Raw genomic sequence first — 14,360 nt, 5'->3', positions numbered from 1 at the left:
CACCCGGGGCAGGCATACGTGTCAGATCACGAGAGGCTTGGCCATGGCGTCATCCCCGGATGCAGCCTTCGGCCTTATCCGGACTACGCACTGCCGCCTCGAACACTGCAGTTCTTACCCACCCTCACTCCAAACGCCGCTCCGCGCCCCTCGTGAGCGACGCGGGCGTCGACGGCGTGCCTAGTGGCGCGCGAGCCGCCGTCTCACCCCAAAGGGTGAGCGGCTTGGATTGCTCGTAAGGAGCGCGCCGAGGCTCTCACCCACGCCCCTCGAACAACTCGCGCCCGATCAGCATGCGGCGGATCTCGTTGGTGCCGGCGCCGATGGCGTAGAGCTTGGCGTCGCGCAGGATGCGGCCGGCCGGGTACTCGTTGATGTAGCCGTTGCCGCCCAGTGCCTGGATGCCTTCCAGCGCCACCTGCACCGCGGCCTCGGATGCATGCAGCAGGCAGCCGGCGGCGGCGGCGCGCGAGCGGCGGCCTTCATCGAAGTCGCGGGCGACCTGGTAGGCGAAGGCGCGGCTGGACTGCAGCGCGGTGTACATGTCGGCGATCTTGCCCTGCATCAGCCCGAAGGTGCCGATCGCCGCGTCGAACTGCTTGCGCTCGCGCACGTAGGGCAGGGCGATGTCCAGCGCCGACTGCATCAGGCCGATCGGCCCGCCGGTCAGCACCAAGCGCTCGGTATCCAGGCCGCTCATCAGCACGCGCACGCCCTGGTTGACCTCGCCCAGCACGTTCTCCTGTGGGATCTCGCAGTTGTCGAACACCAGCTCGCAGGTGTTGGAGCCGCGCATGCCCAGCTTGTCCAGCTTCTGGGCGGTGGAGAAGCCACGCATGCCACGCTCGACGATGAAGGCGGTCATGCAGCGGCTGCCGGCCTCCTTGCCCGCCGTGCGCATGTACACCAGCAGCACGTCGGCCTCGGGGCCGTTGGTGATCCACATCTTGTTGCCGTTGGCGATCCACACGCCGTCGCGCAGTTCTGCACTGCAGCGCATCGAGCCGACCACGTCCGAACCGGCGCCCGGTTCGCTCATCGCCAGCGCGCCCTTCCATTCGCCGGTGCACAGCCTGGGCAGGTACTTGCGGCGCTGTTCCTCGTTGCCGTTGAGGAACAGGTTGGACACGCAAAGGTTGGAGTGCGCGCCATAGCTCAGGCCAACCGAACCGGAAGCGCGCGAGATCTCCTCCATCGCCACCAGGTGGGCGAGGTAACCCATGCCGCTGCCGCCGTATTCCGGATCGACGGTCATGCCCAGCAGCCCGAGCTCGCCGAGCTTGGGCCACAGGTCCTGCGGGAAGGCGTTGTCGTGGTCGATCTGCGCCGCACGCGGGGCGAGCTCCGCCTCCGCGAAACGCTGGACGGCCTCACGCAGCGCGTCGATCTCCTCTCCAAGCTGGAACGCTCGCATCGGCCGCCTCACTCCCTGATGGTTTCATTTGAACCTAGTGTAGTGCGGGACGCGGAAGCGTCATGTGCGGGCGCAACAAAAGACGATCCCACCGCCTCTCCTTGGGATGAAACGGGTATCGCGTGCGCGCACTGGCGCTGGGGAGCGGGGAACCCGGGTGCGCTTCGTTTAGCCGGGCTGCTCTCTGAAGCCTATCTCCCGCTGAGGTGGGACGGCATTGCATGCGCCCCCGTCGCATGCCGCCGCGCGCCTGCGCTGAAGCGGACCGGGCGCGGACCGGGGCAGGGGTGAAGGCCGGGTACTCGTGGATGTCCCAACCCTGACCAAGTGCTAAAGCCCTTTCCCCGGGGAAAGCGTTGGGGGGGAGGGTCGGCAGCTAAAGGTGGTTGTTGCCGATCGCAGGCAATCTGCGGCCCCCCTTGGGAGCAGGTTGGGCGTAGCTTGCCCGCCACGCATGCTCGATAACGACTGCACCCCTGGTTCCTCTCCCGTGGGGAAAGAAAAACCGGGTGCGCTCCGCTTACCCGGGCTACACGCTGGCGGCTGTCCCAGCCCTGAGTAAATGCTCGAGCGCTCCGGGAGATGTGGAGCGCGCGTATCAAACGCACGGTGCGTTACCGCCTTTACGTCGCCCCCTGTCCCATGGAGGAGGGGAACCCGGGTGCGCTTCGCTTACCCGGGCTACACGCTGCGCGCCACCCGCGTGTTTCGCCGTTCAGTCATGGAGCCCGGACAAGGCCGAAGGCCGATGCGGCCTTGGCAACCCTGCGTAGTCGCCCCATCGTCGCGCCAGCGCAGCAGCGGTAACGTCGAACCGCGTGGCGAAGCGGCAAGCCCTACCGCCACTCAACGTGAGCCGCGCGTTACGCTCTCGGGCAACCCGCTTTTACGAATCCCCAATCACGAATCCCGAATCACAAAAGCAAAGGCCCGGTTTTCCGGGCCTTTGCTTCAGTGCTGCTCGCCGCGGAGGTGCCCCATCCGCGGAGTCGCGCGCCCCATCGGCAGCTTGAGCTTGCCGATCGATGCCAGGCGGGCCTCGGCGATGCGGTCGGCGGCGTACTGCGGGCTGATGGCTTCGCGTTCGGAGACGTCGAAGATCCTGGTGACGTTGTGGTAGATGCTGCGGATCAGGCGCATCGCGCGCTCGCGGTTGTAGCCGTCGATCTCCAGCGAGACGTTCATGACGCCGCCGGCGTTGACCGCGTAATCCGGCGCGAACAGGATGCCGCGCTTGTGGAGCTCGTCGCCCACCGCGTGGTTGGCCAGCTGGTTGTTGGCCGAGCCGCACACGATCTTCGCCTTCAGCCGCTCGATGGTCTCCATCGTCAGCGCGCCTTCCATCGCGCAGGGCGCGAACACGTCCGCAGGCACGTCGTAGATCTCGTCCACGCCCACCGCCTCGACGCCGAACTCCGCCACCGCGTGCTGCACGCGTGCCGGATCCAGGTCGGTGACGTACAGCCTGGCGCCGCGCTCGCGCAGCAGCTTCACCAGCTCCATGCCGATATGGCCCAGGCCCTGGACCGCGATGCTGGCCTTGCCGATCTCCTCGTGCCCGAGCTTGCGCTGCAGGCTGGCCATCAGCGCCTGCAGGGTGCCGTAGGCGGTGAACGGGGCCGGATCGCCGGAGCCACCGTGGACCTGGTGCACGCCGGTGACGTACTCGGTCTCCAGGTACACCAGCTCCATGTCGTTGACGTCGGTGCCCACGTCCTCGGCGGTGATGTAGCGGCCGCCCAGCGCATCGACCGCACGGCCGAAGGCGCGGAACAGGGCCTCGGTCTTGTCGACCTTGGGGTCGCCCAGGATCACCGCCTTGCCGCCGCCGACGTTGAGGCCGGCCAGTGCGTTCTTGTAGGTCATGGTCCGGCTCAGGCGCAGCACGTCGCGCACCGCATCGCCTTCGTTGGCGTACTGGCGCATGCGCACGCCGCCAAGGGCCGGGCCGAGCACGGTGTTGTGCACGGCGATGATCGCCTTCAACCCCACGTCGGGGTTGTTGCAGAAGACCACCTGCTCGTGTCCGGAGGTGGTGAGGGTTTCAAACAGCATGGCTGGCTCCGCGTCGGGTCGCGCGTGGGGCGGACGGACAGGCCGGTACCGGGCGCCGGTTCCGGAAACAAAAAAGCGACGTGGCCGGATGGGGGAGGGCGTGCGTCGCGGGCGCCATTCTAACCGCACTGCCGCGGGTGTCCCGTCGAGGGCTTGCTCTTGCGAACGGTCGTGCTATTTTACAGGCCATGAACCTCCCGTCTCCCGCCACCGCCAAGGGCGCCAGCACCCGCGACATGCTCCTGGGCCGCGCCTGCGAGCTGGCGGAAAAGGTCGGGCTGGAAGGGGTGAGCATCGGCGAACTGGCCAACGCCGCGGGCATGTCCAAGAGCGGCGTGTTCGCCCATTTCGGTTCGCGCGAGGACCTGGTGCGGCAGACCCTGGACTGGGCCGCGTCGAACTTCACCGCCCGGGTGATGCAGCCGGCGCTCAAGCAGCCGCGTGGCCTGCCGCGGCTGCAGGCGATGATCGACGGCTGGATCGACTGGGTCATCGCCCATCCCGATGGCTGCGTTTTCCTCGGCGCCGCCACCGAATACGACGGCCGCCCCGGCCCCATGCGCGACCACGTTGCCCAGCTGATGGACACGTGGCGCCAGGCCATCGTCCGTGCCGTGGGCATGGCCGTCGACGAGGGCCACCTGCGCCGCGATGCCGATCCGGAGCTGCTCAGCTTCGAGCTGCATGGCTTCCTCTACGGCCTGCACCACCTGCGCCTGCACCAGCCAGGCGAAGCGCCGCTGCTGGCGCGCCGCGCGGTGCAGGACCTGTTCGACCGTTACCGGACCGAAGGTCCGTCCTCCCCCCGCTGACTGGATCCCCGCCATGGAAGCGTTGCGTTCTTCTTCGCCAGTAAAAAGCACGATCGTTCGCAAACCAGCTGTCCCCCCGCCGCTGCGCTGGGCCTTCCGTGCCGGCAGCCTGGTCGCCCCGCGCGCCACCGTGCGCCATGCCTCGCGCCTGTTCGCCACGCCGATGGCCAGCTCGCGCAGCCGCGCGATCGCGGCCAGCAGCGAGGACGCCACCGTCGGCCAGGTCGAAAGCTGCGGCCACGCGATCACCACATATGCATGGGGCGATCCGGTGACCCAGCCCTACGTGCTGTTCGTGCATGGCTGGTCCAGCTTCGGCCTGCGCTGCCGGCCGTGGATCGAACCGCTGCGCGCGGCCGGATACGCGGTGGTGTCCTTCGACCTGCCAGGCCATGGCCGCAACGCGCGTTGCCAGACCAACTTGCCGGCCTGCGCCGCCGCGGTGGCAGATGTCGCCCGCCAGTACGGCCCGGCCGCCGCGGTGGTCGCGCACTCGATGGGCGGCGCCGTGACGGTGCTGGCCCTGCGCGATGGCCTGGCCGCCGGGCGCGTGGTGCTGGTGGCCCCGTCCGCCGACATGCGCGAGGCCGGGAACCGCTTCGGTCGGATGATCGGCCTGGCGCATTGCCTGGTCGGGCGCATGTTCGAGGGCTTCGAGCGCCAGATCGGCATTCGCGTGGACCAGCTTGGCATCCATCACTACGTTCCCGCGCTCGGCGTGCCGGCGCTGGTGGTCCACGACCTGGAGGACGAGGACGTGCCGTGGGAGGAGGGCGAGCGCTACGCCCGCCTGTGGCCCGGGGCCCGCCTGCTCAGCACCGGCGGCCTGGGCCACCACCGCATCGCCGGCGATCCGGCCGTGGTCGAGGCCAGCCTGCGCTTCCTGCGGGGCGAGGCCGTGGGCCAGCGCGTGGTGTCCTCGCCGAACCTGCCGTTCGGCATCGCCTGAAACGGCATTTGACTTCCTGTGATGTAGATCGCAAATTTCGCCCCGCACAGGGGGATCCATCGAGCACGCGAGAGCGTGCCGGCGCTGGCCTGGATGCCATGGCGGCAAACGCTGGCCATGGCCGTCCAGCACGGCCGTACTCCCGTGTCCGCCACCGGCGGCCCGTCCCCGATCCGCATGGATGCAGGGGCCAACCATTCAGGGGAGAAGCCAATGAAGCGTCACGCCATCCTGTTCGTCCCGCTGCTGCTCGCGGTGGGCATCCAGACCGCGCAGGCCCAGGCCGTCTCGCAGGCCTGGAACGACTACCGCAAGGGCCAGGAAACCCCGGCCGCCACGCCGACGCAGGAACCCGCGCTGCCGGCGGCGATGGAATACCGCCGCGCCGAGTACGAGCGCCATGGGCAGCGTGATCGCGGTGGCTTCTTCATCGGTGCCCAGGCCGGCAAGGGCTGGGTCTACGAGGACCTCGACCAGAACGCGCTCGGCGTCAATGCCGGCTACCGGTGGCAGGCCGGCCCGATCGCCCTGCTGGGCATCGAAGTGGCCGCCGGTCGCCTCGCCGATACCAGCGACGACGGCTGGTATGCCGAGGAAGTGAAGTTCCGCAGCATCGGCTTCAACGGCCGCTTCAACTTCGGTGCGCGCAACCCGTGGTACGCCGTCGTGCGCGCCGGCTACTTCGACGCCGACATGCGCGGGGACGGCTGGTCCGACAACATGGACGGCGGCTACGCCGGCTTCGGCATCGGCGTGGACCTCAACCGCAACGTCAACCTCAACCTGGTCTACACCGCCTACGTCTACGCGGATTCGTACTATTACGACTACGACTGGGATTACATCGAGTTCAACCGCGCCGACACGGTCACCTTCGGCATCGAAGCGCGGTTCTGAGCGAAGCGCTTGGCGCTCAGCCGCCCCTCTCTCCCCATGGGAGAGGGGCCGGTCGCCGCGCTTCGTAGCCCGGATAAGGCCAAAGGCCGCATCCGGGATGACGGTGCGGCCTGGTTCCTCGACGACGCCCGCTTCATGCGAGGCCCCGGGTGCGCTTCGCTTACCCGGGCTACACGAGCGCCACAACCACCTGCATCCCGTCAGGTGAGATGCATTACTTGCGCGTTACTGGCGCGCGCATGCCGTTGGACGCTTGGGTGCTGTCGCTGATGCTGACGCGGGTCGGGCCGGCCCTGGCTGCGCGTCCAGGCAGAGGGTCGCCGCGTAGCAATGCACGCATGCGAGCGGACAACTCGTGCTCGTTGTCTCGCGCAGCTCGTTGTCTCGCGCAGGGTCCAATCCATACGCGAGCGAACGGCCGCGCAACGCGGGGTGCGAATACGCTGCACTCCCGGCCCTCACCGCCGGCGCCCTCTCTGAAAGGAGTGGGGAGTAGGGCAACGCCGCCCCACTCCGACGGGAAGGCTTAATAGCCAGGCAACTGCCAACCCCCGCACCTTTTGACGAAAGTCACGCTGCAGCGCGCCAATCGGTTTCGGGTGCAAGCACTAGAATCGGGGTGATTCCCCGACTTCCGGTGCAGCACACGCAATGAGCACGCCCGCCAGCCATCTCCAGGGGGCACGCCCCGATGCCCACGCCGACACCTCGCCGCTGCGCTTCGTAACCGCGGCCAGCCTGTTCGACGGCCACGACGCGGCGATCAACATCATGCGGCGGCTGATCCAGGCCCAGGGCGCGGAGGTGATCCACCTCGGCCACAACCGCAGCGTCGAGGACGTGGTCCGCGCCGCGCTGCAGGAAGATGCCGACGCCATCGCCCTGTCCAGCTACCAGGGCGGCCATGTCGAGTACTTCAAGTACATGGTCGACATGCTGCGCGAGAAGGGCGCCTCCCACATCCGCGTGTTCGGCGGCGGCGGCGGCACCATCACCCCCGAGGAGATCCGCGAGCTCGAGGCCTACGGCGTCGAGCGCATCTACCACCCCAACGACGGCATGAAGATGGGGCTGGTCGAAATGATCGAGGATGTTGTTGCGCGCACGCGCAACAACCGTGATACGGGATTGGTGATTGGGGATTCGCAAAAGCGGGAGTCTGCGGACGAGTTCTCGATTGCGCGCATGCTCTCGAGGATCGAGGACGGCGAGTTCTCCGAGGCGGAACTCGCCTTGATGCGCCGCGGCTGGGCTGCCGCTCCTGGCGAATCCCGAATCACGAATCCCGAATCCCGGCCGACCACCCCAGTGGTCGGCATCACCGGCACCGGCGGCGCCGGCAAATCCTCGGTCACCGACGAGCTGCTCAACCGCTTCCTGGCCTGCTTCCCGCAGATGCGTATCGCCGTGCTGTCGGTGGACCCGACGCGCCGCCGCACCGGTGGCGCGCTGCTGGGCGACCGCATCCGCATGAACTCGCTGCGCAGCCATCGCGTGTACATGCGCTCGATGGCCACCCGCCGCCAGCACAGCGCCACCAACACCGTGCTGCGCGACTGCATCGGCTACCTCAAGTCGCTGGACTTCGACCTGGTGATCGTCGAGACCGCCGGCATCGGCCAGTCCGACTCGGAGATCGTCGACCTGGTCGACTTCCCGATGTACGTGATGACCTCCGACTACGGCGCCGCCAGCCAGCTGGAGAAGATCGACATGCTCGACTTCGCCGAGCTGGTCGTGCTCAACAAGTACGACCGCCGCGGCGCCGAGGACGCGTTGCGCGACGTGCGCAAGCAGTGGAAGCGCAACCGCGTCGCCTTCCAGGTGCCGGACGAGGAGGTGCCGGTCTACCCGACCATCGCCAGCCAGTTCAACGACCCCGGCGTGAGCTGGATGTTCGCCAACCTGTGCCGCCTGCTGCGCCAGAAAAACCGGGGTCAGAGTGCAATTTCCCCGGATGCTCCAGGGCAAAACCGGGGTCAGAGTGCAATTTCCTCCGACTCCGACGACGCAGCCAGCCACGCAACCGGGAAATTGCACTCTGACCCCGGTTTTGCTTTTGGCTCTCCCCGCTGCGACTTCAACCCGGCCATCGACACCTCGCTGAAGGAGCCGCGCGCCACGGTGCTGATCCCGGGCAGCCGCGTGCGCTACCTGGCCGAGATCGCCGAGCAGGGCAGGGCGATCAACCGCCGCATCGAGACCGAGGCCGAGACCGCCAGCCGCGCCCAGCACTACTGGGAAGTCCTGCGCGAGCTGGGCGATCCGCTGCTGCCCGAGCCGCTGGCCCTGTACGACTCCAACGCCCTGCAGCCCGCTCCCGGAGCTGATCCCGACCGCACCCTCCACACCCTGCGCCAGCGCTACAACGACGCCATCCAGTCGCTCTCCAGCGAAGCCCAGCGCCTGCTGCGCGGATGGCCGCAGCGGCTGAAGTCGATCACCGACGACGTCACCGAGTACCAGGTCCGCGGCAAGGCCATCCGCGTCGAGAACTACCGGCAGTCGCTGAGCCACCAGAAGATCCCCAAGATCGCCGCCCCGCAGTACAAGTCCTGGGGCGAGCTGCTGACCTTCCTCGGCAAGGAGAACCTGCCGGGCAGCTACCCGTACACCGGCGGCGTCTATCCATACCGCCGCACCGGCGAGGATCCGATCCGCATGTTCGCCGGCGAGGGCACGCCCGAGCGTACCAACCGCCGCTTCCACTACCTGTCCGCCGGCCAGCCGGCCGCGCGCCTGTCCACCGCGTTCGATTCGGTCACCCTCTACGGCGAGGACCCGGCGCCGCGCCCGGACATCTACGGCAAGATCGGCAACTCCGGCGTCAACGTGCCCACGCTGGACGACATGAAGAAGCTGTACTCCGGCTTCGACCTGTGCGCGCCGACCACCAGCGTCTCCATGACCATCAACGGCCCGGCGCCGATCATCCTGGCGATGTTCATGAACACCGCCATCGACCAGCAGGTGGAGAAGTACCTCAAGGCCGATGCCGACCGCTGGGCCCAGGCGCAGCAGAAGATCGACGCCTTCTTCGAGGGCCGCCAGCGCCCCCGGTACCACGGTGAGCTGCCGAAGGGGAACGACGGCCTCGGCCTGGGCCTGCTCGGCATCACCGGCGACCAGCTGGTCGACCGCGAAACCTACGAGCGGATCAAAGCCGAGACCCTGCGCACCGTGCGCGGCACCGTGCAGGCCGACATCCTCAAGGAGGACCAGGCCCAGAACACCTGCATCTTCAGCACCGAGTTCGCCCTGCGCATGATGGGCGACATCCAGCAGTACTTCGTCGAGCACCAGGTCCGCAACTTCTACTCGGTGTCCATCTCCGGCTACCACATCGCCGAGGCCGGGGCGAACCCGATCAGCCAGCTCGCCTTCACCCTGAGCAACGGCTTCACCATCGTCGAGTACTACCTTGCCCGCGGCATGGACATCGACGACTTCGCGCCCAACCTGAGCTTCTTCTTCAGCAACGGCATGGACCCGGAATACACCGTCATCGGCCGCGTCGCCCGCCGCATCTGGGCCCGTGCCATGCGCGAGCGCTACGGCGCCAACGAACGGTCGCAGATGATGAAGTACCACATCCAGACCTCCGGCCGTTCACTGCACGCGCAGGAGATCCAGTTCAACGACATCCGCACCACGCTGCAGGCCCTTTACGCGCTGTTCGACAACTGCAACAGCCTGCATACCAACGCCTACGACGAGGCCATCACCACGCCGACCGAAGAAAGCGTGCGCCGCGCCGTGGCCATCCAGATGATCATCAACAAGGAGCTGGGCCTGAACTTCATCGAGAACCCTTGGCAGGGGAGCTTCGCGGTGGAGTACCTGACCGACCTGGTCGAGGAGGCGGTCTACAAGGAGTTCGAGGCCATCAGCGAGCGCGGCGGCGTGCTCGGCGCCATGGACACCATGTACCAGCGCGGCAAGATCCAGGAAGAGAGCCTGTACTACGAGCACCGCAAGCACGACGGCAGCCTGCCCCTGGTCGGCGTCAACACCTTCCTGCCCAAGGAACACGCCGGCGAGGTGGCCACCGAGATCGAGCTGATCCGCTCCACCGAAGCCGAGAAGGCCCAGCAGATTGAGAATGTCCGCGCCTGGCAGGCCAATCGCAACGGGCTGGCGCCGGAGGGCGAGACCGGCCACGCCCACGTGGTTGAGGATGAAACCGTGACCGAGGTCCACAACGGCCACGGCCTGGCGTATCTTCAGGACACGGCGCGTCGGCGGGGGAACGTCTTCGAGGCGCTGGTGGAAGCGGTCAAGACCCACTCACTTGGGCAGATCAGTCATGCCTTGTATGACGTGGGCGGGGAGTACCGGAGGAACATGTAAGGCCGCCCGCCGGGCCTGCCGTCATCGACCGGCGCGAATCGACCGCTTCGCGCCGGCGCGGAACCTCGCCAGGCTTACCGCGGGCTCGGCCAGTCCTCCGGCGGAGTGGTGTTGACCATCCGGTATGCCGAAGCGGTCGATGCAGGCGCCGAAGGCCGGCGACAGAACGTCGGATCGAACGGCATGGTCGTGGTCCCGCCTTCGGCCAGCTGCTCGAACCAGCGGCGGGCCTCCCGGATTCGGTGGTGTGTAACGTCGCGTCGAAGCCGTTCTCTTCTGGCATTCGCCTTGGACCTCCTGCAAGTGCTGGCAGCTTGTTGCGCGCCGCGCCACGCGCTGCCCGCCGCCACGGGCAGCACCACCATCGAAAGCATGAATGCCTCCATCGACACCAGCCTTGGGCCTAGGACGGCCATGTGGTGGCGGAGGTGGACGCGCCCGACCGCGGACGGGTGGCGGTGCAGCTGCCGGCGCGGGGGACACTGTGCAAGGGCGCGCCGGTGGGAGTGGAGGGGTGCTGGTCGTGGGGGGGTGCAGGTTCGGCTGGGGAAGCTGGCGAAGAGCGGCAGATGACGGTCTGTACGAATGGGGCGCCGCCTAGGGGCCTCTCTGAGGCGGCCTGTTCGTCTCCCGTGGCCTGGCGTATCTTTTGGCATGGCGCGCAGGCGGGTAACGTCTTTGCCGCGCTTGTGGAAGCCGCCAAGACGCACGATCTGGTTAAGAGGGCCATATGCTGCATGACGTCGGCGGAGAATGCCGGCGAAGCACATAATTTCGGACAGATATATATATGAAGTCATTCGAAGTAATTAGTCCGAAACAGGACGCAAAAAATAGAACTGTCTGGGACGAATTCTTTCCTTACTACGCGGGCTATCCCGTAAAGTTTGCTTCTACGATTATCGAGTCTATTGACTTGGCGCGCGGCTCGGTCGTGCTAGATCCTTGGAGCGGGAGCGGAACAACTCCTTATGCAGCTGCTCGTGCTGGTGTGGACTCGCTTGGGTTCGATATCAATCCCGCGATGGTCGTGGTGGCGAAGGCACGGTTGCTGCCGCCCAGTGAGGCCTCATCGCTGCTTCCGATTGTTGATCAGATCATCGGTGTAAGTCGTTCGTTTGAGCCTCTTGATGCGCATGACCCTCTTTCGGTGTGGTTCGGTCCACAGACGGCGTGTCATTTGCGATCCGTCGAGATGGGCATCCGAGAGGTTCTAGTCGGTCGCCAGTTAAACGCAGAGACGGATATAAATTCCATTTCATGTCTCGCGTCTGCGTTCTACGTGGCCCTGTTTGCGGTTACCAGATCCCTTGCTGGGAAGTTTCGGGGCTCAAACCCGACATGGTTACGCAGTCCAAAGAAAGGTGAAATTAGAGTTTCGGTTTCGCAAGAGCGAATTTTCATGGCTTTCAGGTCAAAGCTCGCCCAGATGGCTGATGCGCTGGCGAGCCAGCGTGATATTGTGAATGATTCAAGAATTGATATTCGCTTGGCGGATAGTACGAACATTCCACTCCCGGATTCGACGGTTGATGCTGTAATTACTTCTCCTCCATACTGCACGCGCATAGATTATGCGACAACGACTCGATCGGAATTGGCGGTGCTTCATGGCTTGCTGCCGTCTTGCCATGTGGATCTTGGGAGAAGGATGTTGGGGTCAATTCGCGTTCCACAACGAACGATTGAAGTTCGTGAGAGCTGGGGGGGGGCGTGCGGGAAGTTCTTGAGGGCTGTTGCGAGTCATGAATCAAAGGCGTCAGCAGGTTATTACCTGAAAACGCACCTCGACTACTTCGATAAGTTGGATAAGTCCATCGGCGAAGTATCTAGAGTTTTAAAGAGTCATGGGGTCCTTGTGATGGTGGTGCAGGATTCCTTCTATAAAGATATACACAACGATCTTCCTCGGATCGTTACCGAAATTTCTCGAAATCACTCACTAAGGATACGGCAAAGGAATGACTTCTTAATTAGAAGGTCTATGGCTTCAATTAACAACAAGTCGAAGGCTTACCGAAGCCGATCCGATGCCGTCGAGGCGGTGCTCTGCTTTCAAAAGGATTGAATGAAAATGGCGGATCTAATTGCTGCTATTGCTGGAGAGGTCAGGAGGGCGAACACCCAGGCCCTCGATATTTCGTTCAATGAACTGCTTGATATGGCTGAGGGTGGTGAGCTTAATATTCGACCTGACTACCAACGCCTCTTTCGGTGGAGTGAGGGGCAGCGGTCGAGGTTCATTGAATCATTGATATTGGAGATGCCTGTTCCTCCGATTTTTGTAATCGAAGAGGATGATGGGAAGTACCAGCTTATTGATGGTTTGCAGAGAATTTCGTCTTATCTCCACTTCAGGGGCGCCTTGGATGCGCCGCATCTGGATCCGCCTGTTGTGAAAGGGGAGAAGTTGCAGCTCGTCGACTGCGATGTTGTCGATGAGCTTAATGGGCTTACTTTTGACGGGCTGCCATCCGCGTTACAGATTCGTCTGAAGCGTGCGTTTATTAGGGTGGAAGTGATTCGAAAGGGTACCGATCCAAAGTTTCGGTATCACATGTTCAAGCGCCTGAATACTGGGGGAGTGGGCTTGTCTCCCCAGCAGATCAGGAATTGTGCTGTTAGGATGCTCAGTAACGTTTTTCCTGACTTTATTGTCGAGCTTAGCAAGACGGAATACTTTCAAAACTGCATCGAGGGGTTGACCCTTGAGCGCGTTTTGGCGGCTGTGAACGAAGAGCTAGTATTGAGGTTCTTTGCGCTTAAGAATGCTCGCCAGATGTTCAAGCACGACGTATCCGACTTCTTGACGGAGTATATGGAGGGAGTTGCGGATCCTGACAGAAAAATTCCCTTTGACTACGCTCATGAGCGTGCCGCTTTCCAGAAGACATTCTCTTTGCTGAACAAGGCGCTTGGCGACAAAGCATTTGCGTTTCGCAATAAGGCTGGTAATGACTTGGCGGCAGGATTTAGTATTTATCATTTCGAGGCGATATCCATCGGCATTCAGGCTGTCATTGACAAGATTGATTTGAATGACGATGCGCAAATCCGAGAGCTGGCTGCGGCGCTCCGGGCTGTAAAGCTTGATGATGCATTTGTAAGAATGACCTCCGGGGGTGGAAAGAACTCTCCTGGGCTGTTGAGGCAAAGGATTGACGCCGTTGAGGGGGCACTTCGAAATGCGTTCCCTTGATGAGGTCTACGGAGACTTGGAAGGGGATCGTCACGCTCGGGAGGCCGAAATATCGCTGCTGGAACGATTAATTCCTGCTAGCCCGGGGGCGGATCGCGATTCTCTCAAGCGATCTCTGGTACTTCTGATCTATTCTCACGTCGAGGGATACTGTAAGTTTGCGCTGCTCACTTATGTGGCCTGGATAAATGCAGCTGGCTTGAAGTGCGTAGATGCTTCCTATCCTTTGGTTGCAGCCACCATGGGGAAGATTTTCGCGGCACTTCGTGATCCGAACAGTAAGCACGACTACTTTAGAAATATTGCTCCGTTAGACGCTTCTTTGCACCTTTCTGCTAGAGAGCAAATTTTTGTAGAGAGTTATGATCGGCTTGTAGGGGCACAGGTAAATATTGCCGATAAGGTGGTGGATACGAAGTCGAACGTTACGCCTGAACTGTTAATGAAGCTGATGTTCCAGCTTGGACTTAATTATCGGGAAGTTGAGAAGCACTCGGGTAACTTGAGTAAGTTGCTTGGAATTCGAAACGCTATAGCCCATGGGGATCGATTGAAGGTCCCTAGAGATGAGGACGTCCGGGATTTTAAGGAGACCGCAGCGGCAGTGATGGCGTTCCTGCAGTCAGAGGTGTATCTGGCACTTCGTGAGGGGCGACACAGACGTCAGGTGGTCGCGGCCTAGAG

At 63.8% G+C, this 14,360-nt stretch carries 9 protein-coding genes; 7 read left to right on the top strand and 2 right to left on the bottom strand.

All coding sequences use genetic code 11. The features are described from left to right. Positions 1-256 precede the first annotated feature (256 nt). Together PSESU_RS08205 and PSESU_RS08200 are read right to left on the bottom strand one after the other, a co-directional pair. Positions 257-1,414: an isovaleryl-CoA dehydrogenase gene (locus tag PSESU_RS08205; protein ID WP_013535304.1), complete on the bottom strand. Its 1,158-nt coding sequence runs from the start codon at positions 1,412-1,414 to the stop codon at positions 257-259. Between the two features lie 951 nt (positions 1,415-2,365). Beyond that, positions 2,366-3,469: a Glu/Leu/Phe/Val family dehydrogenase gene (locus tag PSESU_RS08200; protein WP_013535303.1), complete on the bottom strand. Its 1,104-nt coding sequence runs from the start codon at positions 3,467-3,469 to the stop codon at positions 2,366-2,368. 188 nt (positions 3,470-3,657) lie between these two features. Between PSESU_RS08200 and PSESU_RS08195 the strand changes: the two genes are divergently transcribed. From PSESU_RS08195 to PSESU_RS16165, 7 genes are all read left to right on the top strand, one after another. Beyond that, positions 3,658-4,281, top strand: coding sequence for a TetR/AcrR family transcriptional regulator (locus PSESU_RS08195; protein WP_013535302.1), 624 nt, complete (start codon positions 3,658-3,660; stop codon positions 4,279-4,281). Between the two features lie 13 nt (positions 4,282-4,294). Continuing rightward, entirely contained in the window at positions 4,295-5,230 is a 936-nt protein-coding gene (locus PSESU_RS08190; RefSeq protein WP_013535301.1) for an alpha/beta hydrolase, read from the top strand. Between the two features lie 213 nt (positions 5,231-5,443). Further along, complete coding sequence (locus PSESU_RS08185) at positions 5,444-6,127, top strand: outer membrane protein (protein ID WP_013535300.1); 684 nt, start codon at positions 5,444-5,446, stop codon at positions 6,125-6,127. A gap of 651 nt (positions 6,128-6,778) precedes the next feature. Continuing rightward, positions 6,779-10,477, top strand: coding sequence for a methylmalonyl-CoA mutase family protein (locus tag PSESU_RS08180; RefSeq protein WP_013535299.1), 3,699 nt, complete (start codon positions 6,779-6,781; stop codon positions 10,475-10,477). Positions 10,478-11,267: 790 nt separating this feature from the next. Next, positions 11,268-12,545, top strand: coding sequence for a DNA methyltransferase (locus tag PSESU_RS15920; RefSeq protein WP_013535297.1), 1,278 nt, complete (start codon positions 11,268-11,270; stop codon positions 12,543-12,545). Continuing rightward, positions 12,546-13,676 (top strand): DUF262 domain-containing protein, encoded by a 1,131-nt coding sequence (locus PSESU_RS15915; protein ID WP_155942743.1) that lies wholly within the window; start codon positions 12,546-12,548, stop codon positions 13,674-13,676. After that, positions 13,663-14,358, top strand: coding sequence for an MAE_28990/MAE_18760 family HEPN-like nuclease (locus PSESU_RS16165; protein ID WP_155942742.1), 696 nt, complete (start codon positions 13,663-13,665; stop codon positions 14,356-14,358). The genes PSESU_RS15915 and PSESU_RS16165 overlap by 14 nt, the downstream gene beginning before the upstream one ends. The last annotated feature ends 2 nt before the right edge of the window (positions 14,359-14,360 follow it).

Origin of the sequence: Pseudoxanthomonas suwonensis 11-1 (assembly GCF_000185965.1) — a bacterium.
GTDB lineage: Bacteria > Pseudomonadota > Gammaproteobacteria > Xanthomonadales > Xanthomonadaceae > Pseudoxanthomonas > Pseudoxanthomonas suwonensis_A.
The sequence above is the reverse complement of the archived record's forward strand: the minus strand, read 5'-3'. Positions and strand labels throughout refer to the sequence as shown.

Bases quoted from the DNA above. Each gene is read 5' to 3' on its own strand.
- PSESU_RS08205 (WP_013535304.1), bottom strand. From the start codon at position 1,414: ATGCGAGCGTTCCAGCTTGGAGAGGAGATCGACGCGCTGCGTGAGGCC.
- PSESU_RS08200 (WP_013535303.1), bottom strand. From the start codon at position 3,469: ATGCTGTTTGAAACCCTCACCACCTCCGGACACGAGCAGGTGGTCTTC.
- PSESU_RS08195 (WP_013535302.1), top strand. From the start codon at position 3,658: ATGAACCTCCCGTCTCCCGCCACCGCCAAGGGCGCCAGCACCCGCGAC.
- PSESU_RS08190 (WP_013535301.1), top strand. From the start codon at position 4,295: ATGGAAGCGTTGCGTTCTTCTTCGCCAGTAAAAAGCACGATCGTTCGC.
- PSESU_RS08185 (WP_013535300.1), top strand. From the start codon at position 5,444: ATGAAGCGTCACGCCATCCTGTTCGTCCCGCTGCTGCTCGCGGTGGGC.
- PSESU_RS08180 (WP_013535299.1), top strand. From the start codon at position 6,779: ATGAGCACGCCCGCCAGCCATCTCCAGGGGGCACGCCCCGATGCCCAC.
- PSESU_RS15920 (WP_013535297.1), top strand. From the start codon at position 11,268: ATGAAGTCATTCGAAGTAATTAGTCCGAAACAGGACGCAAAAAATAGA.
- PSESU_RS15915 (WP_155942743.1), top strand. From the start codon at position 12,546: ATGAAAATGGCGGATCTAATTGCTGCTATTGCTGGAGAGGTCAGGAGG.
- PSESU_RS16165 (WP_155942742.1), top strand. From the start codon at position 13,663: ATGCGTTCCCTTGATGAGGTCTACGGAGACTTGGAAGGGGATCGTCAC.